Origin of the sequence: Lysobacter cavernae (assembly GCF_042648505.1) — a bacterium.
GTDB classification, from domain to species: Bacteria; Pseudomonadota; Gammaproteobacteria; order Xanthomonadales; family Xanthomonadaceae; genus Lysobacter_L; species Lysobacter_L cavernae.
In genome coordinates this window covers 112,414-128,168 of sequence record NZ_JBHRXK010000008.1, presented here as the reverse complement: position 1 = coordinate 128,168, position 15,755 = coordinate 112,414, and the positions used below count along the sequence as shown (strand labels likewise).

The following is a 15,755-nucleotide window of genomic DNA, read 5'->3' as shown; positions in this document are numbered from 1 at the left end:
GAAAAGCCGCCGTGACCCTACGGCGGCTTTTTGTTTGCGACGCGACTCAGTACGCCACCGACCAGGTCGCCATCGCGCGCGTGTAGGTCTCACCGCTCTCGTGGCGACCGTCGACGTCGAAGCTGATCTGGCCGCCGCGACCGAGCCGGGTGCTCAGGCCCAAGCCGAACACGCCGACATCGCGATCGAGCGCGCCACCGACGATCGGCGACCACACGTCCAGCGCGGTGAAGCGTGCGGCGATATCGCCGCCCGACTGCGACAACAGATGCTGCCATTCGACACGCCCCTGCAATGTCCACAGTGCCTGGCCCAGCCGCCAGTCATGGGCGAAACGCGCACCCATCAAGGCCTGGGTCGCGCTCAGCGAGGAATCCGTGGCGCTCAGGCCGAAGCCGGCGGCACCCTGCTCGCTGAAGCCGTCGCGATCCAGTCGCAGCACCTGCGCACCCAGGTACGGCGTGACCTGCGCACGGCTGACATCGAAGTGATGGCCAGCCTGCAGGCCGAGCGTGCTGTAGCGGTGGGCGTAATCGCTGTCGACGCGGAACGCCTCGCCGCCGAGCAGGATTTCGCGCTGCATCCAGCGCTGCATCCGGCCCACCGCCAGGCTGCCGAGCAGGTAGCTGCCGCCGGTGTTCCAGCTCGCATAGAGCTGCCCTTCGACCTGACGGTTGCGTTCGCGGTCGCCGCGCAGGTCGTGCCATGCGTAACCGTCGGTCTCGGACAACGCCGCGCCGAAGGTCAGGTGCGCGCCGTAGCGACGGTCATGGCCGAGCATCCAGCCGTTGGCATCGACATCGAAACGCGACATCGCCCGCTGTGACTTGAGCCCCTGCGCCCAGGCACCGTCGAGCGGCGCCGACTGCAGCGCGTCCACGCGTGATTCCAGCGCGTAGCGGTTGCTCTCGATGGCCATCAGCGCGAACTGGGCGTCGGCGTTGTGGAGTTCGCCGGAGAGGCTGGACAGGGTCTGCTCGACGGCAGAGGCCGATGCAACCCCCTGAATCGCACCCGCACCCGCAATGAACTCAGTCGAACCTTGACCCTCATTGATCATTCCGGCATCGATCGCATCGAATGCACCTTCGACGCGTTCTGCGCTGGATAGCGACGCGGGAGCTAGGCCGAAGCTCTGCGCTACCGCCGTAACCTCCAACCGGGTGATATCGAGCATTACCTGGTTGGCGGAGTAACGCAGCGCACCTTCCAACAATACTCCCGGACCTCGACTCAAGCTGTTGAATGCTCCTGTGACTCCGCCTGTCGTGCTAATCAAAGTCTCGGTACTGCCATGGGTGTACCCCGTGACCTTACCGATGATCGACAGATCGCCACCATCGATTTGTGCCAATCCGGAGACGGTAATGCGAGAGCCCACCTGCATCTGTAGTTGACCGGCGGCGCCCTGGTGGAAATTCCCCATGATCAGGTGGCCCGCGCCGCCCGTTACGACCGCCGTGCCCAGGTTCTCCAAGCTGCCATCGATTGACACATTGGCCAATTCAAGCCTCGCACCCTGTGCCACGCTAGCCCCGCCGTAGAGTTGGTAGATCGGGCGCACCGTGCCACCCTCCACGCGCGTCGTGCCCGTGTAGAAACTCGGACCCAGAACCAGCGTGCCCGTGCCACGCTTGGTGATTCCGCCAGTGCCCCTGATGCTGTTCGCCCATGTGGAAGTGATGCCGTCGAAGGTGACTGTGACATCACCCCAATCGAGCCTCGCAGGCCCCTTCACCGCCTTGCCGACATCCAGCAACCCATATCCGAATATCGCATCCACACCAAAAGCGCCCAGATCCTGGGCTGTGCCCAGCAGCGTCTGCCGCACCAGGTCATTGTTGAAATACGGAAACGCCTCCCACACCAGCGCCGCCGCACCCGACACGATCGGTGCAGCCAACGAGGTGCCTTTCCAGTTCCAGTAGCTGGGACTGGTGGGGCCGTCGTTGGTACCGGTCACGGTCACGGTGCCCGGCGCCGCGAGGCAGTAGTGCATCGCCACGCCGCAGGCATTGGCATAGACGGCACCATTGCGATCGCTGTCCAGCTGCAAGCTGTCAGGATTGATCGCGGTCACCGCGATCCAGCCACGCTCCAGGTCCGCCGCCGGCAGGCTGCCGCCGACGCCAGGCTGACTCGGCAGGGCGGCCATGCTCGACGGGTTCGGCATCGACTCGTTACCGGTCGCGAACACCACCAGGCCGCCGTTGCTCTGGATGAAAGGCCGGTACTCATCGGCGATCGGCGCGGTCGCCGCGGGGTTGGTCCAGTACAGGCCACCCCAGGAATTGTTCATGACCCGCACGCCGTTATTGATCAGTGCCTGGTGGATCGGTTTCAGACCCAGCGCGCCACTGACCTCGTTGCCCTGGCCCGTGCCGTCATCCGGCGGGTCCTTGTCGTCGAGGATGCGCGCCGACACGATTTCCGCGCCCGGGGCGATACCGCCCGGCCACGCGCCGAACGCACTGCCGGCCATGATCTGCGACACCGCGGTGCCGTGCTGCGCAACGTCATCGATCTGCAGGTTGTTCGGCGGCGAGGTGACATAGTTCAGATTGGCAACGACACGTGGCGACAGCGCCGGGTGCGTGCGCATCACGCCGCTGTCGAGCACGCCGATGCGCACGCCCTTGCCGGTGATGCCGGCCTGATGTGCCGCGGAGGCATTGGTGACGGCCAGGTGCTTGCCGTACCCGGGATTCGGGGCGAGCACCACCGGGGCTGACGGCTGCGGTGGCGGAACCACCGCCGGCGGTGGATCGGAGCGCACGTTACCGCCCCCTCCGCCGCCGCAGGCCCCCAAGCCGAGCACCACCGTGCACAGCAACACGCTGCGCATCGCAATCACAAGTCCTTTTTCGCGGTAATGCATTTCGTCCTCGATCGGTACCGCCTTCGCTCCCCAGCAAATCAGCGCACCGGCAGTTCCGTTTTAATCCAAGCGGCCGCGCGCCACAATCCGCGCATGGTTCATTGCATGAACGCAACCCGTATGCCGGTCCCAGAATCATCGCGCGCTCGATCACTACGCGCGCACTGCGGCTGACGACCGGCCGCTGATCGTGGTGTTGCCCGGTCACAATGGCGCGTGCGACGGAGGCAGGTGCATGTGCTGGCCCGTGCCGATGGCCGGCAATCCCTAGGGGCGCCTGCAGGCTCTACCTGCTGCACCTGGGTGAATCGCCTCCGGTTTGCGGCGCTGCAGCACGCCGCCGCATAATCCGTGGGTTCCGGTCCCCGCGCCGGCCTGTACTTGCTGGAGTTCTTCATGAGCGACGTCGTCATCGTCGGTGCCAAGCGCACCGCCATCGGTTCCTTCCTCGGTCAATTCACCGGCGTGCCGACGCCGACGCTGGGCACCGCCGCGATCAACGGCGCGCTCGCGCATGCCGGCGTCGCAGCCGACCAGGTCGACGAGGTCATCATGGGCTGCGTGCTGCCGGCCGGTCTCGGCCAGGCGCCGGCGCGCCAGGCCGCACTCGGCGCCGGCCTGCCCGCTTCGGCTGGCTGCACCACCATCAACAAGGTCTGCGGGTCGGGCATGAAGGCGATCATGCTGGCCCACGATCTGATCAAGGCCGGCTCGGCCCATGTCGTCGTCGCCGGCGGCATGGAGTCGATGACCAACGCGCCGCACCTGCTCAACCACTCGCGCACCGGCATCCGTTACGGCAGCGCCGAGATGCTCGACCACATGGCCTGGGACGGCCTGACCAACCCGTACGACGGCAAGGCCATGGGCGTGTTCGGCGACATGGCCTGCGAGAAGTACGGCTTCGACCGCGCCGCACTCGATGCCTTCTCGGCCGAAAGCGCCAAGCGCGCCCAGGCCGCGATCGCCAATGGCGCGTTCAAGGACGAGATCGTCCCGGTCACGGTCAAGGGCCGCAAGGGCGAGGTCGTGGTCGACAGCGACGAAGAGCCGGGCAAGATCGATCTGGCCAAGATCCCGACCCTGCGCGCCGCGTTCGGCAAGGACGGCGTGCTGACCGCCGCATCGTCGTCGAAGATTTCCGACGGCGCCGCCGCCGCCGTGCTGATGAGCGCCGACGAGGCCGCCAAGCGCGGGCTGTCGCCGCTGGCGCGCATCGTCGCCCACGCCGGCCACGCACAGGCACCGGAATGGTTCACGACCGCACCGGTGAAAGCGATTACAAACGTGTTGGACAAGGCCGGCTGGAGCGTGGCCGACGTCGACCTGTTCGAGGTCAACGAGGCATTTGCCTGCGTCGCGATGGCACCGATGAGGGACCTCGGCATCAGCCACGACAAGCTGAACGTCAACGGTGGCGCCTGCGCACTGGGCCACCCGATCGGCGCCAGTGGCGCTCGCCTGGTGGTCACCCTGTTGCATGCCCTGCACGCCCGCGGCGGCAAGCGCGGCGTGGCGTCGCTGTGCATCGGCGGTGGCGAGGCCACGGCAATCGCCGTCGAGCTGGCATAAGAAGTTAAAAACGTATTACATGAAAAAAACCGGCCAAGCCGCTTGACACGCGTCACCGGCTTGTCATCATGTTATAGGCGCGCAACTGCGCGTTGCCTAACTAACGACGAGGAAACGAACCATGACTTTCAACAAGGCGCTCATCGCCCTGGCTCTGGGCTTCGCCCTGGCCGCTTGCTCGAACCAGCAGCAGGCTGAAGAAGCTGCTACCGACGCTGCCGCCGCTTCGACCGAAGCCCAGGCCGCTGCCGACACCGCCGCCGCCACCGGCGACGCTGCTGCTGCCGACGCTGCCCAGGCCGCTGCCGACACCGCCGCCACCGCTGCTGACGCCGCTGCCGCTTCGGCCGACGCAACCGCCGCTGCTGCGACCGCTCCGGCTGCTGACGCCGCTGCCGACGCTGCCGGTCAGGCTGCTGACGCTGCGACCCAGGCCGCCGACGCCGCCGCTCAGGCGACCGACGCTGCCAAGGAAGAAGTGAAGAAGTAATAACCTTTGGGCAGCAATGCCCGGGTGATTACAATGGAAGAGCCGCCGGTTTTCCGGCGGCTTTTTCCATGGCTGCAAAGCAGTCAGTGAACGATAGAACCGGCCCTGCCGGACCGCTGCGAGCACTGGCGTTGCCTGACTTACCGATTTGTTTCGTATCTCTCAGACAACCCCTTCGGAGACAACCATGAACACCAAGCTCTACGTCCTCCTCGCCGCCGCCGTCCTGGCCCTGTCGGCTTGCAGCAAGACCGAAACCGCCCAGGGCGAAGCCGCCGAAGCCGCCACCGCCGCCGAGCAGGCCGGTGACGCTGCTGCCCAGGCCGCCGACGCTGCCGGCACCGCTGTCGCCGAAGGCGCCGACGCCGCTGCCGCCGCCACCGCTGACGCCGCCGCCACTGCCGGCGCCGCCGTTGCCGAAGGCGCCGACGCGACCGCTGCTGCTGCCAGCGACGCCGCTGCCGGCGCTGCTGCCGCCACCGCTGATGCTGCCCAGGCCACGGCCGACGCTGCGCAGAAGGTTGCCGACAAGGCCGACGCCGCTGCCGAAGAAGCCAAGAAGTAATTCAAGGCTTGCTTGCACTACAGAAAGGCCCGCGAAAGCGGGCCTTTCTGTTTGTGGCAGGGCGACGTGGCGGGACAACGCGGCCATGCGCCAACCCGCCCGCTCGATTTGGCCACGCCCGGCGCTTTGTGGTTTGATGCCGCGTTCTCCGCACACCCCGCCTCGATGCCCGCGCTCACCTCCCAGCTTGATCCCCGCTCGCAGGATTTCCAGGACAACGTCGCCTACCACCGCGCGCTGGTCGAGGAACTGGACCATCGCCTCGCCCGTGCCGCCAACGGCGGCGGCGACAAGGCGCGCACCAGGCACACCGAGCGCGGCAAGCTGCTGGCGCGCGATCGCATCACCGCCCTGCTCGATCCCGGCTCGCCTTTCCTGGAAATCGCGCCGCTCGCCGCCGAAGGCATGTACGACGACGTCGCGCCTGCCGCCGGCATGGTCTGTGGCATCGGCCGGGTGATGGGGCTGGAAGTGGTGATCGTCGCCAATGACGCCACGGTCAAGGGCGGCACCTACTTCCCGATGACGGTGAAAAAACACCTGCGCGCCCAGGAGATCGCGCGCGAGAACCATCTGCCGTGCGTGTACCTGGTCGACTCCGGCGGCGCCTTCCTGCCGCTGCAGGACGAGGTGTTCCCCGACAAGGAGCACTTCGGCCGCATCTTCTACAACCAGGCGCGATTGAGTGCGCAGAACATTCCGCAGATCGCGGTGGTAATGGGTTCGTGCACTGCTGGCGGCGCCTACGTGCCGGCGATGTGCGACGAGTCGGTCATCGTCAAGGAACAGGGCACGATCTTCCTCGGCGGTCCGCCGCTGGTGAAGGCCGCCACCGGCGAAGTCGTCGATGCCGAAGCGCTCGGCGGTGCCGACGTGCACACCAGCGTGTCCGGCGTCGCCGACCACTTCGCCGAAGACGATCGCCACGCGTTGCAGATTGCCCGCGACATCGTCGGCAGCCTCAACCGCAGGAAAACCCTGCCGCTGGCCGAGCGCCCCGCACGCGAACCGCTGTACACCGCCGAGGAGCTGTACGGCATCGTGCCAAAAGACACGCGGCGGCCGTTCGACATCCGCGAAGTCATCGCCCGCGTCGTCGACGGCAGCGAGTTCCAGGAGTTCAAGGCGCGTTACGGCAAGACTTTGGTGACCGGCTTCGCCCACCTGCACGGTTATCCGGTCGGCATCGTCGCCAACAACGGCATCCTGTTCGCCGAGAGCGCGCTCAAGGGCGCCCACTTCATCGAGCTGTGCAACCAACGCGGCATCCCGCTGGTGTTCCTGCAGAACATCACCGGCTTCATGGTCGGCAAGAAATACGAGAACGCCGGCATCGCCAAGGACGGCGCGAAGATGGTGACTGCGGTCGCCTGTTCGCACGTGCCCAAGTTCACCGTGGTGATCGGCGGTAGCTTCGGCGCCGGCAACTATGCGATGTGTGGCCGCGCCTACGGCGCACGTTTCCTGTGGATGTGGCCGAATGCACGCATCAGCGTGATGGGCGGCGAGCAGGCCGCCAGTGTGCTGGCGACGGTCAAGCGCGATGGCATCGAAGCCGCTGGCAAGGTGTGGACCGGCGAGGACGAGGAAGCCTTCAAGGCGCCGATCCGCGAACAATACGAATCACAGGGCAACCCCTATTACGCCACCGCGCGATTGTGGGACGACGGCATCATCGATCCGGCCGATACCCGCCGCGTGTTGGGCCTGGCACTGTCTGCCAGCCTCAATGCGCCGATCGAGAGCATGCCTGGCGACAGCAACACGCGCTTCGGCGTGTTCAGGATGTAGTGCTGCGTCGATCGGGCTTTCCCAATTCAGACACGTGATCGGCGGATAAACGCCCGGATCCACGCACTCGTTATGGTGAGGCGTGTCACACCCGTGACCGCAAGTGCTGCGTAGCCTCGAATGGTTTCGCACTTCTTTGCTTGCCCAACCGAGGAATCCGCGCCATGGCGATTTTCAACCAGCCCACCACGCCCAAGCGTGAAACACCCTTTCCGTCGCAGCAGCCGGAAACCGCGCTGAAGAAAGAACCCGACACCCACAACGAAATCTCGTTCGGCACGCCGGCGACTCCGGCCCCTGCAGCAGCTACGCCGGTGGCGGCAGCACCCAAGCCGGTCGAGCGCGACAACGGCAAGGAATCGCTGATTGCCTCCGACCTGTCGATCGAAGGCAAGATCCAGGGCTCGGGCCACATCCGCATCGCCGGCCGCTTCAAGGGCGACGTGCACGTCGAAGGCGACCTCACGGTCGAGGTCGGCGCCAAGCTCAACGGCGGCGTGCGGGCGCGCAAGGTCGTGATCGCCGGCGAGCTCGAGGGCAATATCGAATCGGCGAACCGGGTCGAGCTGCTCGAAGGCGGCCTCATCGTCGGCGACGTCAAGGCCGGCACCGTGATCGTCGCCGCCGGCTCGCGCATGCGCGGCCAAGTCGAGTTCGGCTGGGAAGACAAAGAAGTACACAAGCCCAACGGCAAGGCCGACAGCGCCAAGAATGATCACGCCAAGGCGGAGGCGAGCGCCACCTCATGAGCACCCTGCGCCCGGGCGTGCCCGGCGCGACGCGCACCTGTCCGCACTGCAAGACGACGATTCTCGAAAGCGCGAGCGTCTGTCCGGGGTGCAAGCATCACCTGCGCTTCGATCCGGATGCGGTGGAATCGGCCAGGCAGCGCTCGGTGCCGCTGCGCGTGGAGGGCACGATCAAGCCGCCCTCCGGCGACAGCGCGCTGGAGTACTCGATGGTGCTGACGATCCGCAACGACCGCGGCGAGGAGATCGACCGCCAGGTCATTGGGGTCGGCGCGCTCCACGCCGACGAGGAACGCACGTTCACGCTGGCGGTCGAAGCCGTCGAGATCAAGGGCTATCGCGCCGGCCGGGGCCGGGGCCGTCACTGACGGCCGCGGCACGATGACCTCAATGCTGTCGGGGTGACGACGGCCCGCAGCTGTTGCAGCCGCCGCAGGCCGCGTCGATGACGCGCGACGGCGGCGCGATGCGCAGGCCGAGCCGGCGCAGCCACGGCGGCCGGCCCTCTCGCACCATCGGCAGGGCGATGGCGATGCGCAGCCGGCGCACCAATCCCGGGAACTGGCGCTTGGCGACGAAGCCGGCGCTGACCAGCACTGCCAGCGCGATCACCGCGTACTGCGCGAGCAGGCCGGCGTCCATGCTCACCCCGCGCCCAACGCCACCGCGACCTGATAGGTCACGAACGAGGCCAGGTAGGCCAGGCCGAACAGGTAACCGGTGCTGATCGCGACCTGTTTCCAGGAATTGGTCTCGCGCTTGATCGTCGCCAGCGTCGAGATGCACTGTGGCGCATAGATGAACCACACCAGCAGCGACAGCGCCGTGGCCAGCGACCAGCCATCGCTGATCAGCGGGGTCAGCGCCTGGGTGGCGGCATCGTCATTGGCAGCCGACAGCGCATAGACCGTGGCCAGCGACACCACCACCACTTCTCGCGCGGCCATGCCGGGGATCAGCGCGATGCAGATCTGCCAGTTGAAGCCGAGCGGCGCGAACACCGCGGTCATGGCGTGGCCGATGCGGCCGGCGAAGCTGTAGTCGATGGCCGGGCCGGTCGCGCCGACGGGCGCACCCGGGAACGACAACAGGAACCACAGCAGGATGGTCAGCGCCAGGATGATGCCGCCGACCCGGCGCAGGAAGATCCAGGCGCGCTCCCACAAACCGATCAGCAGGTCACGCGGGTGTGGCACGCGGTAGGACGGCAGTTCGAGCAGCAGCGGGTGCTCGCTCTTGTCGCGCCGCCACTTCTTCATCACCCACGACACCGCCAGTGCACTGAGGATGCCGGCCGCGTACAGCCCGAACAGCACCAGCCCCTGCTGATTGAGCAACCCACCGGCAACCTGCCGGGCCGGAATGAAGGCGCCGATCAGCAGCGCGTACACCGGCAGGCGCGCCGAACACGTCATCAGCGGCGACACCAGGATCGTGGCGAGGCGATCGCGCGGGTCCTGGATCGAACGCGTGGCCATGATGCCCGGTACCGCGCAGGCGAAACTCGACAGCAGCGGGATGAACGAACGCCCCGACAGGCCGGCCGACGCCATCATCCGGTCGAGCAGGAAGGCCGCGCGCGGCAGGTAGCCGGATTCCTCGAGTGCGAGGATGAAGGCGAACAGGATCAAGATCTGCGGCAGGAACACGATCACGCCACCGAGGCCGGCGATCACGCCGTCGACCAGCAGGCTGTTGAGCGGCCCTTCCGGCAATGCCGCGCCGACCGCTCCGCCCAAGGCACCGGTGCCGGCTTCGATCAGGTCCATCAGCGGCGTCGCCCAGGCGTACACCGCCTGGAAGATCAGGAACATCACCACCGCCAGCGACAGCAGGCCGAGCACCGGGTGCAGCAGCCAGCGGTCGAGGGCGTCGTCGATCTCGGCAGTGCGGCGCGGCATCGACACCGCCAGCGACAGCAGGCGACGGGTTTCGGCGTGCAGCGCGTCGGCGTTGCTGGCCAGCTCGGCCGGCAGGTGCTCACGCGGCTCGTGCAGATTTCCGGCGACGCGATCAAGCATCGCCACCAGTTCGCTTGCGCCACCGCGGCGCACGGCGACGGTCGGCACCACCGGCACGCCGAGCTCACGCTCGAGCACGGCCAGGTCGACGTCGATGCCGCGGCGCTTGGCCGCATCCATCATGTTGACCGCGAGCACCATCGGCCGACCGAGCTCGCGCACCTCCAGGGCGAAGCGCAGGTGCAGACGCAGGTTGGTCGCGTCGACCACGCACACCAGCACATCCGGCGCCGGCTCGCCCGGGTAGAAGCCGCGGCACAGGTCGCGCGTGACCGCCTCGTCGAGGCTGGCCGCGTGCAGGCTGTAGGCGCCGGGCAGGTCGAGCACCGCGTAGCTGCGTCCGGACGGCGCGTGGAAACGGCCCTCCTTGCGCTCGACGGTGACGCCGGCGTAGTTGGCGACTTTTTGCCGGCTGCCGGTGAGCAGGTTGAACAGCGCGGTCTTGCCGCAGTTCGGGCTACCGACCAGAGCGATGCGCGTCGTCGTGGCGGCGCTCATGCCACACCCTCGGCGGCGCCGTGCAGGCCATCGGGCCGAACCCGCACGCGTGCGGCCTCGCTGCGGCGCAAGGCGAAGCGGGTGAAGCCGACCTGCACCAGCAGCGGCTCGGCCGCGATCGGGCCGGCCGCCATCACCTCGACGCGCTCGCCGTGGACGAAGCCGAGCTCGCGCAGTCGGCGCGCGATCGCATCGTTCGGTGCCAGGTCTTCGACGGTTTCCACGGTGGCGGCAGTGCGGCGGGGCAGTTCGGACAGCTTCAAGGGTTCACCTCGGGCGCGCCTGGCATTACGCCGGGCGGCACCACTCCAAATAGGAATTGTTCTCAATTGTAGCACCGCCCTGCGCTGTCGCCTCGGACGTACAGGAGCAACGGCTATCATTCGGCAGACTCCAACAACCCGCCTGCGCCGATGACCCACCCGCTGCTGAGCCTGCGCGAAGGACCCGTCGCCCGTCTACGCCTGAACCGTCCGGAGCTGCACAACGCCTTCGACGCGATGCTGATCGCGGCCCTGACCGGCGCACTGGAAAGCGTCGCCGCGGACGATAACGTACGCGTGGTGCTGCTGGAGGGCGAAGGCGCCTCGTTCTCGGCCGGCGCCGACCTGCACTGGATGCGCGGCATGGCTGCCGCCAGCGAGACGGAGAACCGCGACGACGCCCTCGCCCTCGCCCGCCTGATGCGCACGCTCGACGAGCTGCCCAAGCCGACCATCGCGCGCGTGCACGGCGCCGCGTTCGGCGGCGGGGTCGGCCTGATCGCCTGCTGCGACATCGCCATCGCCGTGCCGCAGGCGAAGTTCGGTCTGACCGAGAGCAAGCTCGGTCTGCTGCCAGCGGTGATCTCACCGTACGTGATCGAGGCGATCGGCCCGCGTCAGGCACGCCGCTGGTTTGCCAGTGCCGAAATTTTCGCGGCCGATACCGCGCTGCACATGGGCCTGCTGCACCGGGTGGTGCCGGAGGCCGAGCTGGACACAGCGGTTGAGCAGCAGATCGATCTGCTGCTCAAGGCGGGGCCGCATGCCGCCGCCCAGGCCAAGGCACTGGTCCGGCGCGTCGCGGCGCAGACCGACCGCAACCGGCTCGACGCCGACAACGCCGCACTGATCGCGCAGCTGCGCGTCTCCAACGAAGGCCAGGAGGGCCTGAGCGCCTTCCTCGACAAACGCAAGCCGCGCTGGAGCCAGTAACGCTATGGATGGCAGCGCTTTTAGCCCTCCCCTTCAAGGGGAGGGTTGGGTGGGGATGGTGTTCAACGCCACAGGAATCCGAATGCGCGGACAAACCAACGAAGCCATTCTCGATGCAAAGCTGCAACGAAACCTGCGCAACAGGATGACCGACGCCGAGCGTCGACTATGGTCGATTCTGCGTGGCCGACAACTGGATGGTCACAAGTTCCGCCGGCAGCACCCCTATTACCACTACATCCTCGATTTCGTCTACCTGGAGCAGCGGCTCGTCGTCGAGGTCGACGGTGGGCAGCATGCGGACTCGTCGGCGGACGAGATTCGGGATGACTTCCTTCGAGAAGGGGGCTTTCTGGTACTGCGCTTCTGGAACAATGAAGTGCTGGCAAATACGCAGACTGTTGCAGATGCCATCTATCGAGCGCTCGTAGGTCGCAAGCAACACCATCCCCTCCCCAGCCCTCCCCTTGAAGGGGAGGGAGACGAGACGCACTGATGTTTTCGAAAATCCTCATCGCCAACCGCGGCGAAATCGCCTGCCGCGTGATCCGCACCTGCCGTCGCCTCGGCATCCGCACCGTCGCGGTGTATTCCGATGCCGATGCCGACGCCCAGCACGTGCGCCAGGCCGATGAGGCGTACCCGATCGGCGGGCCGCGTCCGACCGACAGCTACTTGCGAGGTGACGCGATCATCGCGGTCGCGTTGAAATCTGGCGCGCAGGCCATCCACCCCGGCTACGGCTTCCTCAGCGAGAACGCCGACTTTGCCGACGCGATCGCAGCCGCTGGACTGGTGTTCATCGGCCCGTCGGGGGCCTCGATGCGCAAGATGGGCAGCAAGGCCGGCGCCAAGGAACTGATGCAGGCTGCCGGCGTGCCGGTGGTGCCGGGCTACACCGGCGAGGAGCAGGCGCCCGCCCTGCTCCAGCGCGAAGCCGACCGCATCGGTTACCCGCTGATGATCAAGGCCGCGCACGGCGGCGGCGGCAAGGGCATGCGCATCGTGCGTGACGGTGACGAGTTCCTCGCGAACCTGGAGAGCTGCCAGCGCGAGGCGAGAAATGCGTTCGGCCGCGACCGCGTGCTGCTGGAGCGCTATGTCGAGCGGCCACGCCACGTCGAGATCCAGGTGTTCGGTGACGCCCACGGCCACACGATCCACCTCAACGAGCGCGAATGCTCGGCGCAGCGCCGCTACCAGAAGGTGCTTGAGGAATCGCCGTCGCCGTTCCTGACGCCGCAGCTGCGTGCGCGCATGGGCGAGGCCGCGGTACTGGCCGCGCGCGCGATCGATTACGTCAACGCCGGCACGGTCGAGTTCATCGTCGATCAGGGCGGCGGTTTCTACTTCATGGAGATCAACACACGGCTGCAGGTCGAACACCCGGTGACCGAACTGGTGACCGGCCTGGACCTGGTCGAATGGCAACTGCGCGTCGCCGCCGGCGAGGCGTTGCCGCTCGCGCAGGCCGACATCGCCCAGCAGGGCCACGCGATCGAGGTGCGTTTGTACGCGGAAGACCCCGAAGCCGGCTTCCTGCCCGGCTCCGGCCGGCTCGAACGCCTGCGCATGCCGACGCCGGACGCGCCCCCTTCGACAGGCTCAGGGCAAGTTGTGCGCATCGATTCTGGCGTGATCGAAGGCGACACCGTCACCATCTTCTACGACCCGATGATCGCAAAACTCATCGTGCACGCTGCCGACCGGCCGTGTGCACTGGCATGCCTGCGCACGGCGCTGGCCGCGTGCGACATCGTCGGGCCGAAGTCGAACATCGACTTCCTCGAACGCCTGGTCCGTCATCCGGCCGTGGTCGCCGGCACCATCGACACCGGCTACCTGGACCGCCACCTCGACGAGTTCATGTCGCAGCCGCACGCGGACGACCTCGACCTGCTGCTCGGCGCCACCGTGGCGCAACTGCTCGCGCAGGAACACGACGCCCGCGAACGCGCCGCCGCCTCCAGCGACCCGACCTCGCCCTGGGCGATCGCCGACGGCTGGCGTCTCGGCCACGGCAGCCGCCGCAGTCTTGCTTTCGTGCAGGGCGAGCAGCGCCACGAACTGCACGCCCAGGGCAGTGCCGGCGACTACCGCATCGACGGCCTCGGCCAGCCCCATGTGATCGCCGGCGCCCGGCTGGCCGGTACCGACCTGAGCCTGCGCATTGACGGACGTGGCCGCCGCTTTACGTTGTCAGGAGATGAGCGGCGGGTGGTGGTGCACGATGGCGAGCGCCGGCTGCGCCTGCAGGCGGTCCCGATGTATCGTCACGAACTAGGCTCGACCGCCAGCGCCGGCCACCAGGTCGTCGCGCCGATGCCCGGGCGCGTGGTGCTGGTACGGGCCACCGCCGGGGACGCGGTCGAGGCAGGACAGGAGCTGATGGTGATCGAGGCCATGAAAATGGAATTGAGCCTGAAGGCGCCGCGCGCCGGCACCGTGGCCGAAGTCCGCGCGGTCACCGGCGATTTCGTCGAGGCCGATGCCGTGCTGGTGGCGCTGGCGTCATGAGCCTGCGCCCCGCCGCCACAATCTCGATCGCGGCCGCACTCGTAGTGGCGCTGGCCGGCTGCGTCGCGTTCGAGCAGCCGCCGAGCGCGCAGCTCGGCTGCGACACGAAGCTGGCCGGTCACTGGCTGCCCGAGGGCGAGAACAACGGCGTCGAAGTCAAGCTGGACCAACAGTGCCGCGCCCACTTCCCGCCACGCGACAACGGCCGCCTGCCCGCCTACGACACCACCGTGCGCAGCTTCACGCTGGACGGCCACGACTACCTGGTGCTTACCGCGCACGACGTCGAACAGATCCTCGGCCTGGCCACCAGCGACTTCGCCGCCACCGCACCGGCGGGCAGCGTGTTCGTGCTGCGCTACCGGATCGACGGCGACCGGCTGCAGGCGCTGCAGGTCGATGCGGACTTCGTGGCGAAGGCGATCGCCAGCCGCCGCATCCGCGGGCGCGAGGCCAGCAAGACCCTGTTGGTGATCGAAGGTGACGCGCCGGCAATGACCGCCCTGCTGCGCGCGCAACCGGCGCTGTTCGACACGGCCGATACCGACAAGGCGATGCGCCTGCGACGCAGCGGGGCCACGCCATGAAGCCGTCCGTGCGCATCGTCGAAGTCGGCCCGCGCGACGGGCTGCAGAACGAAAAGGCGACGATCGCCACCGCCGACAAGATCGCGCTGATCGACCGACTGTCGGCAACCGGCCTGCGCAGCATCGAGGCGACCAGCTTCGTCAGCCCGAAGTGGGTGCCGCAGCTGGCCGACGCCGCCGAGGTGTTCACCGGTATCCACAAGCAGCCGGGCGTGCGTTACCCGGTGCTGGTGCCGAACGAGCAGGGCTACGTGCGCGCGCGCGCGGTCGGGGTCGAGGAGATCGCAGTGTTCACCGCCGCCTCGGAAGCCTTCAACCGCAAGAACATCAACGCCTCGGTCGACGAATCGCTGCAGCGCTTCGCGCCGGTGCTCGAGCGCGCCCGCGCCGACGGCGTGGCGGTGCGTGGCTATGTCTCGACCGTGCTCGGCTGCCCCTACCAGGGCGAGGTGCCGCTGGCCGACGTGGTGCGCGTGGCCAAGGCGCTGCACGACATGGGCTGCTACGAGGTCTCGCTGGGCGACACGATAGGAATAGGCACCCCCGGCAAGGCGCGGGCGATGCTGGTCGCGGTCGCCGACGAAGTACCGATCGGCGCGCTGGCCGTGCACTTCCACGACACCTACGGCCAGGCGCTGGCCAACATCCTCGCCTGCCTGGAAGAAGGCGTGGCGGTGGTCGATGCGGCAGTGTCCGGCACCGGCGGCTGCCCGTACGCGAAGGGCGCCAGTGGCAACGTCGCCACCGAGGACGTGGTGTACATGCTGCACGGGCTCGGCATCGACACCGGCGTCGACCTGTCACGCCTGGCCGAGACCGGCCGCTGGCTCGCCGCCCTGCTCGGTCGCGAGACCGGCAGCCGGGTCGGCAAGGCGCTGGCGGCGTCATGAG

General features: G+C 67.7%; 15 protein-coding genes. 11 read left to right on the top strand and 4 right to left on the bottom strand.

Annotated features, from left to right (window positions below):
• Nucleotides 1–46: 46 nt before the first annotated feature.
• A complete protein-coding gene (locus tag ACFOLC_RS14680) occupies nucleotides 47–2,845 on the bottom strand; it encodes a S8 family serine peptidase (protein WP_386760003.1) in 2,799 nt (932 codons plus the stop codon).
• A gap of 429 nt (nucleotides 2,846–3,274) precedes the next feature.
• On the opposite strand from ACFOLC_RS14680, the gene ACFOLC_RS14675 reads away from it, so the two are divergent.
• From ACFOLC_RS14675 to ACFOLC_RS14650, 6 genes are all read left to right on the top strand, one after another.
• Nucleotides 3,275–4,450 (top strand): thiolase family protein, encoded by a 1,176-nt coding sequence (locus ACFOLC_RS14675; RefSeq protein ID WP_386760002.1) that lies wholly within the window; start codon nucleotides 3,275–3,277, stop codon nucleotides 4,448–4,450.
• Nucleotides 4,451–4,571: 121 nt separating this feature from the next.
• On the top strand, nucleotides 4,572–4,940 hold the full coding sequence (locus tag ACFOLC_RS14670) for a hypothetical protein (RefSeq protein WP_386760001.1): 369 nt from the start codon (nucleotides 4,572–4,574) through the stop codon (nucleotides 4,938–4,940).
• Between the two features lie 187 nt (nucleotides 4,941–5,127).
• A complete protein-coding gene (locus ACFOLC_RS14665; RefSeq protein WP_386760000.1) occupies nucleotides 5,128–5,505 on the top strand; it encodes a hypothetical protein in 378 nt (125 codons plus the stop codon).
• Between the two features lie 165 nt (nucleotides 5,506–5,670).
• Nucleotides 5,671–7,296, top strand: a complete 1,626-nt coding sequence (locus ACFOLC_RS14660; protein ID WP_386759999.1) for a carboxyl transferase domain-containing protein — start codon at nucleotides 5,671–5,673, stop codon at nucleotides 7,294–7,296.
• Nucleotides 7,297–7,460: 164 nt separating this feature from the next.
• Nucleotides 7,461–8,045, top strand: a complete 585-nt coding sequence (locus ACFOLC_RS14655) for a bactofilin family protein (RefSeq protein ID WP_386759998.1) — start codon at nucleotides 7,461–7,463, stop codon at nucleotides 8,043–8,045.
• A complete protein-coding gene (locus ACFOLC_RS14650; RefSeq protein ID WP_386759997.1) occupies nucleotides 8,042–8,413 on the top strand; it encodes a hypothetical protein in 372 nt (123 codons plus the stop codon). Before ACFOLC_RS14655 ends, ACFOLC_RS14650 begins: the two co-directional genes overlap by 4 nt.
• Nucleotides 8,414–8,432: 19 nt before the next feature.
• On the opposite strand, the gene ACFOLC_RS14645 is transcribed toward ACFOLC_RS14650, so the two are convergent.
• The 3 genes from ACFOLC_RS14645 to ACFOLC_RS14635 are packed head-to-tail and all read right to left on the bottom strand — an operon-like array spanning nucleotide 8,433 to nucleotide 10,827.
• Entirely contained in the window at nucleotides 8,433–8,687 is a 255-nt protein-coding gene (locus ACFOLC_RS14645; RefSeq protein WP_386759996.1) for a DUF6587 family protein, read from the bottom strand.
• 2 nt (nucleotides 8,688–8,689) lie between these two features.
• Nucleotides 8,690–10,564, bottom strand: a complete 1,875-nt coding sequence (feoB, locus tag ACFOLC_RS14640) for a ferrous iron transport protein B (protein WP_386759995.1) — start codon at nucleotides 10,562–10,564, stop codon at nucleotides 8,690–8,692.
• Nucleotides 10,561–10,827 (bottom strand): FeoA family protein, encoded by a 267-nt coding sequence (locus tag ACFOLC_RS14635; RefSeq protein ID WP_386759994.1) that lies wholly within the window; start codon nucleotides 10,825–10,827, stop codon nucleotides 10,561–10,563. Before ACFOLC_RS14635 ends, feoB begins: the two co-directional genes overlap by 4 nt.
• Nucleotides 10,828–10,977: 150 nt before the next feature.
• On the opposite strand from ACFOLC_RS14635, the gene ACFOLC_RS14630 reads away from it, so the two are divergent.
• From ACFOLC_RS14630 to ACFOLC_RS14610, 5 genes are all read left to right on the top strand, one after another.
• The gene (locus tag ACFOLC_RS14630) at nucleotides 10,978–11,760 is read left to right on the top strand and encodes an enoyl-CoA hydratase-related protein (RefSeq protein WP_386759993.1); all 783 of its coding nucleotides are present in this window, start codon (nucleotides 10,978–10,980) and stop codon (nucleotides 11,758–11,760) included.
• Between the two features lie 82 nt (nucleotides 11,761–11,842).
• Complete coding sequence (locus ACFOLC_RS14625) at nucleotides 11,843–12,256, top strand: endonuclease domain-containing protein (RefSeq protein ID WP_386759992.1); 414 nt, start codon at nucleotides 11,843–11,845, stop codon at nucleotides 12,254–12,256.
• Entirely contained in the window at nucleotides 12,256–14,277 is a 2,022-nt protein-coding gene (locus ACFOLC_RS14620) for an acetyl/propionyl/methylcrotonyl-CoA carboxylase subunit alpha (protein ID WP_386759991.1), read from the top strand. Before ACFOLC_RS14625 ends, ACFOLC_RS14620 begins: the two co-directional genes overlap by 1 nt.
• Nucleotides 14,274–14,864, top strand: a complete 591-nt coding sequence (locus tag ACFOLC_RS14615; protein ID WP_386759990.1) for a hypothetical protein — start codon at nucleotides 14,274–14,276, stop codon at nucleotides 14,862–14,864. The genes ACFOLC_RS14620 and ACFOLC_RS14615 overlap by 4 nt, the downstream gene beginning before the upstream one ends.
• Nucleotides 14,861–15,754, top strand: coding sequence for a hydroxymethylglutaryl-CoA lyase (locus ACFOLC_RS14610; protein WP_386759989.1), 894 nt, complete (start codon nucleotides 14,861–14,863; stop codon nucleotides 15,752–15,754). The genes ACFOLC_RS14615 and ACFOLC_RS14610 overlap by 4 nt, the downstream gene beginning before the upstream one ends.
• The last annotated feature ends 1 nt before the right edge of the window (nucleotide 15,755 follow it).

What these genes read in the sequence shown, in the direction of transcription:
- ACFOLC_RS14625 (WP_386759992.1), top strand. Translation starts at nt 11,843, where the DNA reads ATGCGCGGACAAACCAACGAAGCCATTCTCGATGCAAAGCTGCAACGA.
- ACFOLC_RS14615 (WP_386759990.1), top strand. Translation starts at nt 14,274, where the DNA reads ATGAGCCTGCGCCCCGCCGCCACAATCTCGATCGCGGCCGCACTCGTA.
- ACFOLC_RS14665 (WP_386760000.1), top strand. Translation starts at nt 5,128, where the DNA reads ATGAACACCAAGCTCTACGTCCTCCTCGCCGCCGCCGTCCTGGCCCTG.
- feoB (WP_386759995.1), bottom strand. Translation starts at nt 10,564, where the DNA reads ATGAGCGCCGCCACGACGACGCGCATCGCTCTGGTCGGTAGCCCGAAC.
- ACFOLC_RS14650 (WP_386759997.1), top strand. Translation starts at nt 8,042, where the DNA reads ATGAGCACCCTGCGCCCGGGCGTGCCCGGCGCGACGCGCACCTGTCCG.
- ACFOLC_RS14645 (WP_386759996.1), bottom strand. Translation starts at nt 8,687, where the DNA reads ATGGACGCCGGCCTGCTCGCGCAGTACGCGGTGATCGCGCTGGCAGTG.
- ACFOLC_RS14670 (WP_386760001.1), top strand. Translation starts at nt 4,572, where the DNA reads ATGACTTTCAACAAGGCGCTCATCGCCCTGGCTCTGGGCTTCGCCCTG.
- ACFOLC_RS14610 (WP_386759989.1), top strand. Translation starts at nt 14,861, where the DNA reads ATGAAGCCGTCCGTGCGCATCGTCGAAGTCGGCCCGCGCGACGGGCTG.
- ACFOLC_RS14655 (WP_386759998.1), top strand. Translation starts at nt 7,461, where the DNA reads ATGGCGATTTTCAACCAGCCCACCACGCCCAAGCGTGAAACACCCTTT.
- ACFOLC_RS14620 (WP_386759991.1), top strand. Translation starts at nt 12,256, where the DNA reads ATGTTTTCGAAAATCCTCATCGCCAACCGCGGCGAAATCGCCTGCCGC.
- ACFOLC_RS14630 (WP_386759993.1), top strand. Translation starts at nt 10,978, where the DNA reads ATGACCCACCCGCTGCTGAGCCTGCGCGAAGGACCCGTCGCCCGTCTA.
- ACFOLC_RS14675 (WP_386760002.1), top strand. Translation starts at nt 3,275, where the DNA reads ATGAGCGACGTCGTCATCGTCGGTGCCAAGCGCACCGCCATCGGTTCC.
- ACFOLC_RS14680 (WP_386760003.1), bottom strand. Translation starts at nt 2,845, where the DNA reads ATGCGCAGCGTGTTGCTGTGCACGGTGGTGCTCGGCTTGGGGGCCTGC.
- ACFOLC_RS14660 (WP_386759999.1), top strand. Translation starts at nt 5,671, where the DNA reads ATGCCCGCGCTCACCTCCCAGCTTGATCCCCGCTCGCAGGATTTCCAG.